General features: G+C 40.4%; 16 protein-coding genes and 1 pseudogene. 15 read left to right on the top strand and 2 right to left on the bottom strand.

The window, feature by feature from the left end; all coding sequences use genetic code 11:
* Positions 1–3 precede the first annotated feature (3 nt).
* On the bottom strand, positions 4–1,245 hold the full coding sequence (gene pbp3 / locus QM406_RS02945) for a D-alanyl-D-alanine carboxypeptidase PBP3 (protein ID WP_075231256.1): 1,242 nt from the start codon (positions 1,243–1,245) through the stop codon (positions 4–6).
* A gap of 105 nt (positions 1,246–1,350) precedes the next feature.
* Here pbp3 and QM406_RS02950 point away from each other — a divergent pair, with 105 nt between their 5' ends.
* The 15 genes from QM406_RS02950 to QM406_RS03020 all read left to right on the top strand — a co-directional run bounded on the left by QM406_RS02950 (position 1,351) and on the right by QM406_RS03020 (position 15,469).
* Complete coding sequence (locus QM406_RS02950; RefSeq protein ID WP_075231255.1) at positions 1,351–2,460, top strand: AI-2E family transporter; 1,110 nt, start codon at positions 1,351–1,353, stop codon at positions 2,458–2,460.
* Positions 2,461–2,871: 411 nt separating this feature from the next.
* A complete protein-coding gene (tuf, locus tag QM406_RS02955) occupies positions 2,872–4,068 on the top strand; it encodes an elongation factor Tu (RefSeq protein ID WP_001040718.1) in 1,197 nt (398 codons plus the stop codon).
* A 157-nt stretch (positions 4,069–4,225) separates the two neighbouring features.
* Complete coding sequence (gene proB / locus QM406_RS02960; protein ID WP_075231254.1) at positions 4,226–5,335, top strand: glutamate 5-kinase; 1,110 nt, start codon at positions 4,226–4,228, stop codon at positions 5,333–5,335.
* Between the two features lie 9 nt (positions 5,336–5,344).
* Complete coding sequence (locus tag QM406_RS02965) at positions 5,345–6,607, top strand: glutamate-5-semialdehyde dehydrogenase (protein WP_414273371.1); 1,263 nt, start codon at positions 5,345–5,347, stop codon at positions 6,605–6,607.
* 3 nt (positions 6,608–6,610) lie between these two features.
* The gene (gene proC, locus QM406_RS02970) at positions 6,611–7,408 is read left to right on the top strand and encodes a pyrroline-5-carboxylate reductase (protein ID WP_049525610.1); all 798 of its coding nucleotides are present in this window, start codon (positions 6,611–6,613) and stop codon (positions 7,406–7,408) included.
* 118 nt (positions 7,409–7,526) lie between these two features.
* Complete coding sequence (tmk, locus tag QM406_RS02975; RefSeq protein ID WP_049525611.1) at positions 7,527–8,165, top strand: dTMP kinase; 639 nt, start codon at positions 7,527–7,529, stop codon at positions 8,163–8,165.
* A complete protein-coding gene (locus QM406_RS02980) occupies positions 8,162–9,052 on the top strand; it encodes a DNA polymerase III subunit delta' (protein WP_049525613.1) in 891 nt (296 codons plus the stop codon). Before tmk ends, QM406_RS02980 begins: the two co-directional genes overlap by 4 nt.
* A 29-nt stretch (positions 9,053–9,081) precedes the next feature.
* Complete coding sequence (gene yabA / locus QM406_RS02985; RefSeq protein WP_001034369.1) at positions 9,082–9,399, top strand: DNA replication initiation control protein YabA; 318 nt, start codon at positions 9,082–9,084, stop codon at positions 9,397–9,399.
* 2 nt (positions 9,400–9,401) lie between these two features.
* Complete coding sequence (gene rsmI, locus QM406_RS02990; protein WP_414273372.1) at positions 9,402–10,280, top strand: 16S rRNA (cytidine(1402)-2'-O)-methyltransferase; 879 nt, start codon at positions 9,402–9,404, stop codon at positions 10,278–10,280.
* Between the two features lie 133 nt (positions 10,281–10,413).
* Positions 10,414–11,748 (top strand): methylenetetrahydrofolate--tRNA-(uracil(54)-C(5))-methyltransferase (FADH(2)-oxidizing) TrmFO, encoded by a 1,335-nt coding sequence (gene trmFO, locus QM406_RS02995; RefSeq protein WP_414273373.1) that lies wholly within the window; start codon positions 10,414–10,416, stop codon positions 11,746–11,748.
* A gap of 86 nt (positions 11,749–11,834) precedes the next feature.
* On the top strand, positions 11,835–12,569 hold the full coding sequence (gene pyrH / locus QM406_RS03000) for a UMP kinase (protein ID WP_000433488.1): 735 nt from the start codon (positions 11,835–11,837) through the stop codon (positions 12,567–12,569).
* 9 nt (positions 12,570–12,578) lie between these two features.
* The gene (frr, locus tag QM406_RS03005; RefSeq protein WP_001262232.1) at positions 12,579–13,136 is read left to right on the top strand and encodes a ribosome recycling factor; all 558 of its coding nucleotides are present in this window, start codon (positions 12,579–12,581) and stop codon (positions 13,134–13,136) included.
* Between the two features lie 60 nt (positions 13,137–13,196).
* Complete coding sequence (gene cvfB, locus QM406_RS03010) at positions 13,197–14,051, top strand: RNA-binding virulence regulatory protein CvfB (RefSeq protein WP_153224996.1); 855 nt, start codon at positions 13,197–13,199, stop codon at positions 14,049–14,051.
* Between the two features lie 7 nt (positions 14,052–14,058).
* Entirely contained in the window at positions 14,059–14,274 is a 216-nt protein-coding gene (locus QM406_RS03015; RefSeq protein WP_001232087.1) for a YozE family protein, read from the top strand.
* Between the two features lie 208 nt (positions 14,275–14,482).
* Positions 14,483–15,469 (top strand): PhoH family protein, encoded by a 987-nt coding sequence (locus QM406_RS03020; protein ID WP_414273374.1) that lies wholly within the window; start codon positions 14,483–14,485, stop codon positions 15,467–15,469.
* Here the strand turns inward: QM406_RS03020 and QM406_RS03025 are convergent.
* Positions 15,368–16,411, bottom strand: a pseudogene (locus tag QM406_RS03025) (transposase). The gene QM406_RS03020 and the pseudogene QM406_RS03025 overlap by 102 nt on opposite strands.
* Positions 16,412–16,528 lie beyond the last annotated feature (117 nt).

Consider the following 16,528-nt stretch of genomic DNA (forward strand, 5'->3'; position numbering starts at 1 on the left):
TTTTTATAACTTTTCGTTTACAAATCGAACAAATCGATTCCACCAAACTTTTAAGAAAAAGGCTTTGTCAACATTTTTTTCTGCAACCATTTCAAAGTTAGGTTTGTCAGTAGTGATGTAACCTTGCCCGACTAGATCTTTATCTTCATAAGTGAGATGGCCAACAACTGTTCCTGCTTCAAGTGGTGCAGTATGTTCAGTAGTATCAGCAGTATAGGTAATAGTTGATTGAGCTCGACTGCCCAAACGTTGAACAATTTTGATATCTTCTTTTGCGACCGCTGTGACTGTGTCATCTTTTCCATCTAAAACAGGACTTTTACTATCCTCATAACTTTCACCCTGCTTGACGATGGTCTGGAGAGCAAAGGTAGAGGAAATATAATCTAAGAGAGAAGAAGTAGCTGTAAAGCGTGCATATGGATTGGTATCTTGGTTGTCAGCATTTAAAACAACAGTAATGATACGCATTCCTTTTTCGACTGTAGTACCTACAAAGGATGCTCCAGCCTTATCAGTCGTACCAGTTTTAAGTCCATCAACACCCCCACGATAGGCAGGCATTCCCTCCAACATATAGTTAGTAGAATTAATGGTCATACCAGCGAAAGTCGAAGAAGGTTTCTTGGTGATTTCTAAGACCTGAGGATACTTGAGGATGAGGTTGCGAGCAACGACAGCAACATCATAAGCGCTCAATTTATTTTCATCATCTTTCTTAGAACCAGGATAGATATTATTCCCAAGAGTTTCATTGTTAAGACCAGTTGTATTGACGAGGGTAGCATCTTGAATCCCCCATTCCAGTAGTTTGGCCTTCATCATATCAACGAAGTCTTTTTCAGAGCCAGCAATTTTTTCAGCTAGGGCAATGGCTGCACTGTTAGCACTGGATACCAGAGTAGCTTCTAGCAATTCCTCAACTGTGTAGTTACGAGCTTCCATAGGAACGTTACTCGCTTCAGAATTAGTAGTGAGCTGGTAAGGATAATCTGAGATTTCTACAGGAGTAGAAAGAGTGATTTTGCCTTGCTCTAGAGCTTCATATACTAGGTAAACGGTAAGTAGTTTACTGATAGAGGCAATTTCAACCGGTTGGGTCGCATCTTTTTCATACAAAATCTTACCACTGTTAGCCTCAACAGCGATGGCATGTTTTGCTGCGACATCAAAATCCTGAGCAAAAACAGTAGTAGCAGAACCAAATGAAATAAGCGTGATTAATGTTAAAAATAATTTCTTCATAGTAACTTTATTCTATCATAAAGACAAAAAATATTCTTGTTTTTATGATGAAGGCTATCAATCTTTTTTGAAATATGGTAAAATAGGGAAAAGAGGAGGTGGCCTATGTTTCGGAGAAACAAACTATTCTTCTGGACAACTGAAATTCTACTAATAACCTTAATTTTCTATCTATGGAAAGAAATGGGTGCTATTATTACACCCTTTGTCAGTGTTGCAAATACAATCATGATTCCTTTTTTACTGGGAGGATTTTTGTATTATCTAACCAACCCAATTGTTATCTTTTTAGAGAAGGAATGTAAAATCAATCGAATCATTGGGATTTTGTTAACCCTTTGTGCCTTAGTTTGTGCACTCGTACTTAGTTTTGTTTATCTGCTGCCGATTTTGATTAATCAGTTAAGTAGCTTAATTTACTCGAGTCAAAACATTTACGGTCGTCTTCAAGATTTAGTCATTGAGTTATCAAAACATCCAGCCCAGCAAAATCTAGATATCCAACAAACTATTCAGCAACTGAACCTCTCTTATGTTGATATTTTGCAAAATATCTTGAACAGTGTGACAAATAGTGTTGGAAGTGTTCTATCTGCACTCGTAAGCACTGTATTGATTATCATCATGACACCAGTTTTCTTGATTTACTTATTACTTGATGGGCATAAATTTTTACCCATGCTAGAAAGAACTATATTAAAACGAGATAAATTGAACATATCTGGTTTATTGACAAACCTAAATACAACTATTTCTCGTTACATTAGTGGAGTGTCTATAGATGCAGTTATTATTGGATGTTTAGCTTTTATCGGTTATAGTGTGATTGGTCTAAGATATGCCTTGGTCTTCGCCATTTTTTCTGGATTGGCTAATTTGATTCCGTATGTAGGACCAAGCATTGGCTTGATTCCAATGATCATCTCAAATCTCTTCACCGATCCTCATAAAATGATTATTGCTGTCATTTATATGTTGATTATTCAGCAAGTTGATGGAAATATTTTATATCCACGTATTGTGGGTGGGGTTATGAAGGTTCACCCGATTACTATTTTAGTCTTGCTTTTATTATCAAGTAATATTTATGGTGTGATTGGGATGATTGTTGCTGTTCCAACCTATTCCATTTTAAAAGAGATTGCTAAATTCTTAGCGCGACTGTATGAAAATCATAAGGAAGCACAAGAAGTTAAGAAACATCTATCAGAATAAAGATGTCGGGATAAAAAATCCCGACCTTTTTTTGATCATTGTATCTTTGGCGCTGTAGTTGATCAAACTTTTTATTGGTTTTAAACTCTCAAATCTCTTATGATGAAACTTTAATTTTTCAATACATATTTTTTTACAAACAACTGAATGATTGAAGTCTTTCGGGGCTGAATATAGGAAATTCAGACTTGGGTTATTGATTTATGGTCTATCGCTTTTTGTGAAAATAAGCCTATTTATAGATATTTTAAATCAATTGGTAGAGGAAGTAGAGCAAGAATAAGAATAATTCACAAAAACTTTGTAAAACACTTGCAATTTAGCTGAAATTTGATAAAATAGTAAGGAAAGTTAGACTGTATTGCCTACTGTCTATCTATAAAATATATTTTATTGGAGGCTTTTACTCAAATGGCAAAAGAAAAATACGATCGTAGTAAACCACACGTTAACATTGGTACTATCGGACACGTTGACCACGGTAAAACTACCCTAACTGCAGCTATCACAACTGTTTTGGCACGTCGCTTGCCTTCAGCAGTTAACCAACCTAAAGACTATGCGTCTATCGATGCTGCTCCAGAAGAACGCGAACGCGGTATCACAATCAACACTGCGCACGTTGAGTACGAAACTGAAAAACGTCACTACGCTCACATCGACGCTCCAGGACACGCGGACTACGTTAAAAACATGATCACTGGTGCCGCTCAAATGGACGGAGCTATCCTTGTAGTAGCTTCAACTGACGGACCAATGCCACAAACTCGTGAGCACATCCTTCTTTCACGTCAGGTTGGTGTTAAACACCTTATCGTCTTCATGAACAAGATCGACTTGGTTGACGACGAAGAATTGCTTGAATTGGTTGAAATGGAAATCCGTGACCTTCTTTCAGAATACGACTTCCCAGGTGACGATCTTCCAGTTATCCAAGGTTCAGCTCTTAAAGCTCTTGAAGGTGACTCTAAATACGAAGACATCATCATGGAATTGATGAACACTGTTGATGAGTACATTCCAGAACCAGAACGTGACACTGACAAACCATTGCTTCTTCCAGTCGAAGACGTATTCTCAATCACTGGACGTGGTACAGTTGCTTCAGGACGTATCGACCGTGGTACTGTTCGTGTCAACGACGAAATCGAAATCGTTGGTATCAAAGAAGAAACTAAAAAAGCAGTTGTTACTGGTGTTGAAATGTTCCGTAAACAACTTGACGAAGGTCTTGCAGGAGACAACGTAGGTGTCCTTCTTCGTGGTGTTCAACGTGACGAAATCGAACGTGGACAAGTTATCGCTAAACCAGGTTCAATCAACCCACACACTAAATTCAAAGGTGAAGTTTACATCCTTACTAAAGAAGAAGGTGGACGTCACACTCCATTCTTCAACAACTACCGTCCACAATTCTACTTCCGTACTACTGACGTTACAGGTTCAATCGAACTTCCAGCAGGTACTGAAATGGTAATGCCAGGTGATAACGTGACAATCGACGTTGAGTTGATCCACCCAATCGCCGTAGAACAAGGTACTACATTCTCTATCCGTGAGGGTGGACGTACTGTTGGTTCAGGTATGGTTACAGAAATCGAAGCTTAATTCGATTTAGTTCCCAGAAGAACAATTATTTAAGTCAGACACTAAAAGAATCTTGCTATGCAAGGTTCTTTTTTTGCGATCAAAAGTGAGAGAGTTACTTTTTTACAATTTCATAAAATCATGGTAAAATGGTTAAATATTAAATTTGGAGAAAAATATGAAGTATAAGCGTATCGTATTTAAAGTGGGAACTTCATCCCTGACACATAAAGATGGAAGTTTATCTCGCAGTAAAGTAAAAGCTATCACACAACAGCTTGCAATGCTGCATGAAGCAGGTCATGAGCTTATTTTGGTGTCTTCTGGGGCTGTTGCAGCAGGTTTCGGAGCCTTAGGATTTAAAAAACGACCAACAAAGATTGCGGATAAGCAAGCTTCAGCGGCGGTTGGTCAAGGATTGCTTCTGGAAGAATATACAACCAATTTGCTCTTAAGACAGATTGTTTCAGCGCAAATCTTGCTAACTCAGGATGATTTTGTCGATAAGCGACGTTATAAAAATGCCCATCAAGCTTTATCTGTTCTTCTCAATCGTGGCGCGATTCCGATTATCAATGAAAATGACAGTGTCGTTATTGATGAGCTCAAGGTCGGGGATAATGATACGCTCAGTGCTCAGGTAGCTGCAATGGTGCAGGCAGATCTTTTGGTCCTCTTAACAGATGTAGACGGTCTTTATACTGGTAATCCTAACTCGGATCCAAGAGCTAAACGTCTGGAGAGAATTGAGACCATCAATCGTGAAATTATTGATATGGCTGGTGGATCAGGATCATCTAATGGAACTGGTGGAATGCTGACTAAGATAAAGGCAGCGACCATTGCGACAGAGTCAGGAGTACCGGTTTATATTTGTTCATCCTTGAAAGCTGATGCTATGATAGAGGCGGCAGAGAAGACTTTGGATGGTTCTTACTTTGTTGCACAGGAAAAGGGACTTCGTACCCAGAAGCAGTGGCTGGCCTTTTATGCCAAAAGTCAGGGAGCAATTTGGGTTGATAAAGGGGCGGCAGAAGCCCTCTCTCAACATGGAAAGAGTCTCCTTTTATCAGGGGTTGTAGATGTTGAGAGCAACTTTTCTTATGGCGATATTGTTACTGTTTTTGATAAGGAAACTGGAAAATCACTTGGAAAAGGTAGAGTACAACTAGGTGCATCGGGGCTGAAAGATGTCCTTCGATCTCAAAAAGCCAAGGGTGTCTTGATTCACCGTGATGACTGGATTTCCATTACTCCCGAAATCCAACTACTCTTTACAGAATTTTAGAGGTAAACTATGATAAGTACACAAGAACAATTTGAACAGGTACAGGCTGTTAAAAAGTCGATTAACACAGCTAGTGAAGAGGTGAAAAACCAAGCCTTGCTAGCTATGGCCGATCACTTATTGGCAGCTACTGAGGAGATTTTATCAGCTAATGCTCGCGATATGGAAGCGGCTAAGGGGAAAATCTCAGATGTTATGCTGGATCGTCTTTATTTGGATGCAAGTCGTATCCAAGCAATGGCAACTGGCATTCGTGATGTGGTTGCTTTACCAGATCCAATTGGTGAAGTCCTAGAGACAAGTCAGCTTGAAAATGGCTTGGTTATCACCAAGAAACGTGTGGCTATGGGGGTCATCGGTATTATCTATGAAAGCCGTCCAAATGTGACGTCTGACGCAGCTGCTTTAGCTCTTAAGAGTGGAAATGCGGTTGTTCTTCGTAGTGGTAAGGATGCCTATCAAACAGCCCATGCCATTGTCACAGCCATGAAGAAGGGCTTAGAGACAACTACTATTCACCCAGATGTGATTCAACTGGTGGAAGATACTAGCCGTGAAAGTAGCTATGCTATGATGAAGGCCAAGGGATATCTAGACCTCCTTATTCCTCGTGGAGGGGCTGGCTTGATCAATGCTGTGGTTGAAAATGCTATTGTACCTGTTATCGAGACAGGGACTGGGATTGTCCATGTCTATGTGGATAAGGATGCAGACGAAGACAAGGCTCTGTCTATCATCAACAATGCTAAAACTAGTCGTCCCTCTGTTTGCAATGCCATGGAAGTGCTGCTTGTTCATCAAGACAAGGCAGCAAACTTCCTTCCTCGCTTGGAGCAAGTTCTGGTTGCCGATCGAAAAGCAGCTGGGTTGGAACCAATTCAATTCCGCTTGGATAGCAAAGCAAGCCAGTTTGTTTCAGGTCAAGCAGCTGAGGCCCAAGACTTTGACACTGAGTTTTTAGACTATGTCCTTGCTGTTAAGGTTGTGAGCAGTTTAGAAGAAGCGGTTGCCCATATTGAAGCCCACAGTACCCATCATTCGGATGCCGTTGTGACTGAAAATGCTGAGGCGGCAACTTACTTTACAGATCAAGTAGACTCTGCAGCGGTTTATGTCAATGCCTCAACTCGTTTCACAGATGGAGGCCAATTTGGTCTTGGCTGTGAAATGGGGATTTCTACTCAGAAGTTGCATGCGCGTGGTCCAATGGGCTTGAAGGAATTGACCAGCTACAAATATGTAGTTACTGGTGATGGACAGATAAGGGAGTAAGAGATGAAGATTGGATTTATCGGCTTGGGGAATATGGGTTCCAGCTTGGCTAAAGCTGTCTTGCAAGCAAAAACTGGTCATCAGATTCTCCTTGCTAATCGTAGTCAAGCCAAGGTGGAGGCTTTTATTGCTAATTATGGTGGTCTGACTTCTAGCAATGACGAAATCTTTGCAGAAGCAGATGTGATTTTTCTAGGAGTAAAGCCAGCTCAATTCTCTGAACTGCTTACTCAATATCAGACCATCCTCGAAAAACGAGAAAGTCTTCTTTTGATTTCTATGGCAGCTGGTTTGACCTTGGAAAAACTCGCTAGTCTTCTTCCAAGTCAGCACCGAATTATTCGCATCATGCCTAATACACCTGTTGCTATTGGTCAAGGAGTGATTAGCTATGCCTTGTCTGCAAATTGTCATCCAGAAGACAATGAACTTTTTTGTCAACTTTTAGCCAAGGCTGGCCAGTTAGTTGAAATAAGTGATGGTTTAATAGATGCTGCGACAGGGCTTGCAGGTTGTGGGCCTGCCTTTGTCTATCTTTTTATCGAAGCATTGGCAGATGCAGGAGTTCAGACAGGATTGCCAAGAGAAATGGCTCTGAAAATGGCGGCTCAAACAGTAGTTGGTGCAGGTCAAATGGTACTAGAAAGTCAGCAACATCCTGGAGTCTTGAAAGATCAAGTTTGTAGCCCAGGTGGTTCGACCATTGCTGGCGTAGCAAGCCTAGAAGAACATGCTTTTAGAGGAACCGTTATGGACGCTGTCAACCAAGCCTACAAAAGAACTCAAGAATTAGGCAAATAAGAGGTGAGAGTTAAAACTCAACCTCTTTTTTATTACAAAGAGCGAAATGAAAAAAGCTTTTCACAAATCCCCATTTTTTTGATAGAATAGAAGAGAGAAAAATAGAAATGAGTCAGACATGTCAAAAGGATTTTTAGTCTCTCTTGAGGGACCAGAGGGAGCGGGAAAGACAAGCGTTCTTGAAGCCCTAATCCCTATATTAGAGGATAGGGGAATAGAAGTTTTAAGCACTCGTGAACCAGGCGGGGTTTTGATTGGAGAGAAGATTCGTGAAGTGATTCTAGATCCTAGTCATACTGAAATGGATCCTAAGACGGAGCTTCTCCTCTATATTGCCAGTCGTCGACAACACTTGGTGGAAAAGGTCTTACCAGCACTTGCAGCTGGAAAACTGGTTATTATGGACCGCTTTATTGACAGTTCGGTTGCCTATCAGGGATTTGGGCGTGGTTTAGATAAAGAAGCGATTGATTGGCTTAATGAGTTTGCGACTGATGGACTGAAACCTGATTTGACTCTTTATTTTGATATTGAGGTCGAAGAGGGACTGGCACGTATTGCTGCTAACAGTGATCGGGAGATCAATCGTTTGGACATGGAAGGTCTGGATCTACATCGAAAAGTCCGTCAGGGTTATCTATCTCTTTTGGAAAAGGAAGCAGACCGCATTGTAAAAATCGATGCTAGCCTACCACTTGATCAAGTGATTGCGAACACGCAGCAGCTACTTTTGGATAGGATGGGATTAAAGAGATGAAACAAGATCAATTAAGAGCTTGTCAGCCTCTACAATTTGAACGGTTTGTTCATATCTTGGAGCAAGGGCAGCTCAATCACGCCTATCTCTTTTCAGGTAATTTTGGAAGTTTAGAGATGGCCCTTTTCTTGTCTAAATGTCTCTTTTGTAGTGAGAAAACTGGTATTTTTCCTTGTGAAAAATGTCGGAATTGTAAATTGATCGAGCAGGAAGAGCTTCCTGATGTGACTATAATTAAACCTTTGAATCAAGTCATTAAGACGGAGCGTATTCGAGAATTAGTTGGACAATTTGCCCAGTCTGGTATTGAAAATCAACGGCAGGTCTTTATTATCGAACAAGCGGAAAAAATGCATGTGAATGCTGCAAATTCACTCTTGAAGGTTATTGAAGAACCACAGAGCGAAATCTACATATTCTTTTTGACTGATGATGAGGAACAGATGTTACCAACGATTCGAAGTCGGACACAGATTTTCCAATTTAAGAAGCATGTCTCTACTTTAATGTCACAGCTTGAAGAGGCTGGTTTAGTAAAAAATAAAGCCAAGCTATTAGCTCAGTTTAGTCAATCTCAGGTAGAGGCTGATAAGCTTGTCCATCAAGCAGGATTTTGGGCACTGGTAGATGAAAGTGAACGCCTCTTTTCTTGGCTTTTAGCCCATAAAAAAGAATCCTATTTGCAGGTTGCAAAATTAACGAGTTTGGCTGATGATAAAGAAAAGCAAGATCAAGTGCTCAGGGTTTTAGAGGTATTAGCTGGCCAGGAGGTTCTCAATGTTTCTGCGCGGAATGTTTTGAAAAATCTCGTCCAAACTCGGAAAATGTGGCGGGCCAATGTTAGCTTTCAAAACGCTTTGGAATACCTGGTTTTACAAAAAAATTAAAGTGAAGATAGATTATAGAAAGGGCTGTAATGAATAAAAAAGAATTATTTGATGCTTTAGATGACTTTTCACAGCAATTGTTGGTAACCTTGGCAGACGTCGAAGCTATCAAGAAAAATCTCAAGAGTTTGGTAGAGGAAAATACAGCACTTCGATTAGAAAATGATAAACTGAGAGAACGTTTGGGAGAGGTTGAGGAGACTGCTCCAGCCAAAACGAAACATGTAAGGGAAAATGTCCGTCGCATTTATGAGGACGGTTTTCATGTTTGCCGTGACTTTTATGGTCAACGTCGAGAGCAGGACGCAGAATGTATGTTTTGTGATGAGTTGTTATTTAGGGAGTAAGTATGCAGATTCAAAAGAGTTTTAAGGGACAATCTTCCTATGGCAAGCTTTATCTAGTAGCAACACCAATCGGTAATCTAGATGATATGACTTTTCGCGCTATTCAGACCTTGAACGAGGTCGACTGGATCGCGGCAGAAGATACTCGTAACACTGGACTTTTGCTCAAGCATTTTGAAATTTCAACCAAACAAATCAGTTTTCACGAGCATAATGCTAAGGATAAAATTCCTGATTTGATTGAGTTGTTGAAGCAAGGTCAAAATCTTGCCCAAGTATCTGATGCAGGGATGCCTAGTATTTCTGACCCAGGTCATGATTTGGTTAAGGCTGCCATTGAAGAAGATATCGCAGTTGTCACAGTTCCAGGAGCTAGTGCAGGGATTTCTGCCTTGATTGCCAGTGGCTTAGCACCTCAACCTCACATTTTTTATGGTTTCTTACCACGAAAATCAGGTCAGCAAAAGCAATTTTTTGAAGCGAAAAAAGCTTATCCGGAAACTCAGATTTTCTATGAATCTCCTCACCGTGTAGCAGATACACTGGAGAATATGCTAGAAGTCTATGGTGATCGCTCGGTGGTCTTGGTTCGTGAATTGACCAAAATCTTTGAAGAATACCAACGAGGAACTATTAATGAGTTATTAGAAAGTATTTCTGAAACACCTCTTAAAGGCGAATGCCTTCTCATTGTAGAAGGTGCTAGTCAGGATGTAGAGGATAAGGATGAAGAGGATTTATTTTCTGAAATTCAAGAGCGTATCCAGCAAGGCATGAAGAAAAATCAAGCCATTAAGGAAGTTGCAAAGATTTACCAATGGAACAAAAGCCAGCTATACGCAGCTTATCACGAATGGGAAGACAATCAATCCAATGACTAAACAGGGAAGTTTGCCTTCTTCCCTTTTTTTGTTATACTAGAAGAAGAAAAAATAGAAAGATTTGTGGGTGTCAAACAGTCTAGTGACTTGTTCTGTAATGAACTTAAGTTTCACCCAAAGAGGTATTAGTGTCGTGTCTCAATCTTATATCAATGTTATCGGTGCGGGATTGGCAGGTTCTGAAGCAGCCTACCAAATCGCGGAGCGTGGTATTCCAGTTAAACTTTATGAAATGCGTGGTGTCAAGTCAACACCTCAGCATAAAACTGACAATTTTGCCGAGTTAGTTTGTTCGAACTCACTGCGTGGGGATGCTCTTACAAATGCCGTAGGTCTCCTCAAGGAGGAAATGCGTCGCCTAGGTTCTCTTATCTTAGAATCAGCAGAAGCAACCCGTGTTCCTGCTGGAGGTGCACTTGCGGTTGACCGTGATGGTTTTTCTCAAATGGTCACTGAAAAAATTGCCAATCATCCCTTGATTAAAGTGGTACGTGACGAAATCACAGAATTGCCAACGGATGCTATTACAGTTGTAGCGACTGGTCCTTTGACTAGTGATGCCCTTGCTGAGAAAATTCACGCACTTAATGGCGGTGACGGTTTTTATTTCTACGATGCTGCAGCGCCTATTGTGGATGTTAATACGATTGATATGAACAAGGTTTATCTCAAATCTCGTTATGATAAGGGAGAAGCAGCCTATCTCAACGCTCCTATGACCAAACAAGAGTTTATGGATTTTCATGAAGCCTTGGTCAATGCGGAAGAAGCTCCGTTAAATTCTTTTGAAAAAGAAAAGTACTTTGAAGGCTGTATGCCGATTGAAGTCATGGCTAAACGGGGTATCAAAACCATGCTCTATGGTCCTATGAAACCAGTTGGTTTGGAGTATCCAGACGATTACACAGGTCCTCGTGATGGAGACTTTAAAACTCCTTATGCGGTCGTTCAGCTTCGTCAGGACAATGCTGCAGGTAGTCTTTATAACATCGTTGGTTTCCAAACTCACCTTAAATGGGGAGAGCAGAAGCGTGTGTTCCAAATGATTCCAGGTCTCGAAAACGCAGAGTTTGTTCGCTATGGAGTTATGCACCGTAATTCTTACATGGATTCACCAAATCTTCTTGAGCAAACTTATCGTTCTAAGAAACAGCCAAATCTATTTTTTGCTGGTCAGATGACGGGTGTGGAAGGCTATGTTGAGTCAGCGGCATCAGGTCTAGTAGCTGGTATTAACGCAGCTCGTCTTTTCAAGGGAGAAAGTCCTGCTATTTTCCCAGAAACGACTGCAATTGGCAGTCTAGCCCATTATATCACCCATGCTGACAGTAAACACTTCCAACCAATGAACGTCAATTTCGGAATTATCAAGGAATTGGCAGGCGACCGCATTCGTGATAAGAAGGCTCGTTATGAAAAAATTGCAGAGCGTGCTCTGGCTGATTTGGAAAACTTTTTATCCGTTTAAAATTTTCCAAAGAATAACTCATGAGACTATAAAATTCTCAAAAAATGTGATAAAATAGTTTGAATAAAATAAAGGAGCGAAGTCAGGTGGAACCCAAATATAAACGTATTTTGATTAAGTTATCAGGTGAGGCCCTTGCTGGCGAACGTGGTGTCGGAATTGATATCAAAACAGTTCAAGCAATGGCTCAAGAAATTCAAGAAGTACATAACTTAGGTATTGAGATTGCCCTCGTTATTGGTGGAGGAAATCTCTGGCGTGGAGAACCTGCTGCAGAAGCTGGAATGGATCGTGTACAAGCAGACTATACAGGAATGCTTGGAACCGTTATGAATGCTCTTGTAATGGCAGATTCATTGCAACAAGTTGGTGTGGATACACGTGTTCAAACAGCCATTGCCATGCAACAAGTAGCAGAACCTTACGTTCGTGGTCGTGCCCTTCGTCATCTTGAAAAAGGACGCATTGTTATCTTTGGTGCGGGAATTGGTTCACCATACTTCTCAACAGATACAACAGCGGCTCTTCGTGCAGCTGAGATTGAAGCGGACGCTATCTTGATGGCTAAAAATGGGGTTGATGGTGTCTACAATGCTGATCCTAAAAAGGATAAGACTGCTGTTAAATTTGAAGAGTTGACTCACCGTGACGTGATCAATAAAGGTCTCCGTATCATGGACTCAACAGCTTCAACACTTTCAATGGACAATGATATTGACTTGGTAGTTTTCAACATGAACCAACCAGGAAATATTAAACGTGTTGTATTTGGTGAAAATATCGGAACTACAGTTTCAAATAATATCGAAGAAAAGGAATAAGAAATCATTATGGCAAACGCAATCGTAGAAAAAGCAAAAGAGAGAATGACCCAATCTCACCACTCACTTGCTCGTGAGTTTGGAAGTATTCGTGCTGGCCGCGCTAATGCTAGCTTGCTTGACCGTATCCACGTTGAGTACTATGGTGTTGAAACACCACTTAACCAAATTGCTTCTATCACAATCCCAGAAGCGCGTGTTTTGTTGGTAACACCATTTGACAAATCATCTTTGAAAGATATCGAACGTGCTTTGAATGCTTCAGACCTAGGTATCACACCAGCTAACGATGGTTCTGTTATTCGTTTGGTAATCCCAGCTCTCACAGAAGAAACTCGTCGTGATCTTGCTAAAGAAGTGAAAAAAGTTGGTGAGAATGCTAAAGTTGCTATCCGTAATATCCGTCGTGATGCTATGGACGAGGCTAAGAAACAAGAAAAAGCAAAAGAAATCACTGAAGACGAATTGAAGACTCTTGAAAAAGATATTCAAAAAGCAACAGACGATGCTGTTAAACACATCGACGAAATGACTGCCAACAAAGAAAAAGAAATCTTGGAAGTCTAAGAAATAAACAGAAAAACTCAGTTGGCATTGCTGGCTGAGTTTTATTCGAAAGAAGGAAATATGAATACAAATCTTGCAAGTTTTATCGTTGGACTCATCATCGATGAAAATGACCGTTTTTACTTTGTTCAAAAGGATGGTCAAACATATGCCCTAGCTAAAGAAGAAGGTCAGCATACAGTTGGTGATACGGTCAAAGGTTTTGCTTACACAGATATGAAGCAAAAATTGCGCCTCACTACTACAGAAGTGACTGCAACTCAGGAACAATTTGGTTGGGGAACCGTAACAGAGGTTCGTAAGGACCTTGGGGTTTTTGTTGATACAGGATTACCAGACAAGGAAATCGTTGTGTCACTAGATATTCTTCCTGAACTTAAAGAGCTCTGGCCTAAGAAGGGTGATCGTCTATACATCCGTCTAGAAGTGGATAAGAAGGACCGTATCTGGGGAATCTTAGCTTATCAGGAAGATTTCCAACGATTGGCACGTCCTGCCTACAATAACATGCAGAATCAAAATTGGCCTGCCATTGTTTACCGTCTCAAATTATCAGGAACTTTTGTCTATCTACCAGAGAACAACATGCTTGGATTTATCCATCCAAGTGAGCGCTATGCAGAACCACGTTTGGGGCAAGTGCTAGATGCGCGTGTCATTGGTTTCCGTGAGGTTGACCGTACTCTTAACCTTTCTCTAAAACCACGTTCTTTTGAGATGTTGGAAAATGATGCGCAGATGATCTTGACTTATTTGGAAAGCAATGGTGGCTTCATGACCTTGAATGATAAGTCATCACCAGATGATATCAAGGCCACTTTCGGTATTTCAAAAGGTCAATTTAAAAAAGCACTCGGTGGTTTGATGAAGGCTGGCAAAATCAAGCAAGATCAGTTCGGCACAGAGTTGATTTAGGAGGCTTATGAGAAAATCATTTTATACTTGGCTGATGACCGAGCGCAACCCTAAAAGCAATAGTCCCAAAGCAATTTTAGCGGATCTGGCTTTTGAGGAGTCCGCCTTTCCGAAACATACAGATGATTTCGATCAAGTGAGTCGTTTTTTAGAGGAACATGCTAGCTTTTCCTTTAATATGGGAGACTTCGATCGTATCTGGCAGGAATATTTAGAACATTAAGGCTACTAGATGGGGTTGGGGATAGTAATTTCTCAGCCTCTTTGCTATAATATAGTCATTCAGTTATCTTTTATGAGGATTTTACTTATTTTGGCAAGTATCGTTTACCATTACGAATTGTCAGAGTGATAGGATTTTTGAAAGTTATTTCATACTTAAAAGAAAACAAAATGATAAAACGAAATAAGAGATTAGAGAGGTTCTTTGTTTGAAGGAACATTCAATAGATATTCAACTGAGTCATCCAGATGACCTATTTCATCTTTTTGGGTCCAATGAGCGCCACCTTCGATTGATGGAGGATGAATTAGATGTCATCATCCATGCCCGTACAGAGATTGTACAAGTCTTGGGAGCAGAGAATGCTTGTGAGGAAGCCCGCCAAGTTATCCAAGCCTTAATGGTCTTGGTTAATCGTGGAATGACTGTTGGAACTCCGGATGTGGTGACAGCCATTACCATGGTTAAGAATAATGAAATCGATAAGTTTGTTGCCCTCTATGAAGAAGAAATTATCAAGGATAATACAGGTAAGCCTATTCGTGTTAAAACCTTGGGTCAAAAGCTTTATGTGGATAGTGTCAAGCAACACGATGTGACCTTTGGTATTGGGCCTGCAGGAACAGGTAAGACCTTCCTAGCAGTGACCTTAGCCGTGACAGCCCTCAAGCGTGGGCAAGTCAAGCGTATTATTCTGACACGTCCAGCAGTAGAAGCAGGGGAGAGCTTAGGATTTCTTCCAGGAGATCTCAAGGAAAAGGTTGATCCTTATCTTCGTCCAGTTTATGATGCTTTATATCAGATCTTAGGGAAAGACCAAACAACTCGTCTCATGGAGCGAGAAATTATTGAGATTGCACCTTTGGCCTATATGCGTGGACGTACCTTGGATGATGCCTTTGTCATTTTGGATGAAGCGCAAAATACAACCATCATGCAGATGAAGATGTTCTTGACACGTCTTGGATTCAATTCAAAAATGATTGTCAATGGGGATATTAGCCAGATTGACCTGCCGCGTAATGTTAAATCAGGTCTGATTGATGCCCAAGAAAAACTTAAGAACATTCACCAAATTGACTTTGTTCATTTCTCAGCCAAGGATGTGGTTCGCCATCCAGTTGTCGCTCAAATTATCAGAGCCTATGAACCTCGACCTGTCAAAGCTGAAGAAAACCAAGAAGAAACAGAATAAAGAAAAAGGTTGGCAAAAACTCGCTTCCAAATAAAACCACACAGTGATTCCAGTCTTGAATATAATCAAGCTGAAAGAAACACTGTGTGGTTTTTGAATAGTGGATGTTTTAGAGGCTAGATTCTTGGACAACTTGGTGAGATTCATGCTTATAAAGATGAATCCTATCTCTGTTGCGACAGCTTGTTTACCTCTGACATGCACTCTGCGCACGCCAAAAACACTCTTCAATCTACCAAAAACGGGTTCAACATCGATTTTCTGTTTTGCATAGATTCGAGAGCCTTCTTCACTATGTAATGTTTGCTTAAGGAGTTCCTTAAAGTAATTCCAAGTTGGATTATAATGGATTTGTTTCTGATTTCCACTATCTGTTTTAGCTAACTGTTCTAACTCAGGAGTATCTTGAATTATATCCGCCTCATAAATCTTGAAATCACGTTGAAAGCCATACTTATCAGGTAGTTCTTAAAGGAATAAACTAGGCCATCGTGCTTTATAAACTGGTCCGTGTCCTCAAGATATTCCCAGTTCATTGGGTTATCTGTGCTCGTTTAGTACTTTTTAGTCAATTCTGATTAGGTTGTTGGCATGTTTACTGGAGCGGAAGTTATTAATCGTTTTATAGCTAACATAGGTATCTTGGCTCAACCATTTCATGGGAATGACTTCTTCGTTCATTTGAACGATTTTACGTCCAGAGAACACTTGACGAGCATAAGTGAACACTATCATCTTCATGAGTATAGCTGGATGAAAGGCAGGGCGACTAATGTGAGAAGTTTCTTCCAGTAACACTTGACTAGGAATACTGTCCACAAAGAGGCTAATCATTCTAGCTTCGTGACTTAGTGGAATATCGTAGGTAAGATTCACCTCCAAACTTAACTGAGTTTTTGGTGGTTTTAGTAGTGGTTCAACTTCATTCCTACTATTCTTGATGGTGTGAATGTGCTTATAATGTATTCCAGTTAACCACGAAAGCTTTGGACTCTACAAAATTAACACACATTAATAAAAAAATTAACCTGTATTAATTTTTTCTTGACTTAAATTTTT

The sequence above is a fragment of the Streptococcus infantis genome, assembly GCF_047465035.1.
Lineage (GTDB): Bacteria > Bacillota > Bacilli > Lactobacillales > Streptococcaceae > Streptococcus > Streptococcus infantis_T.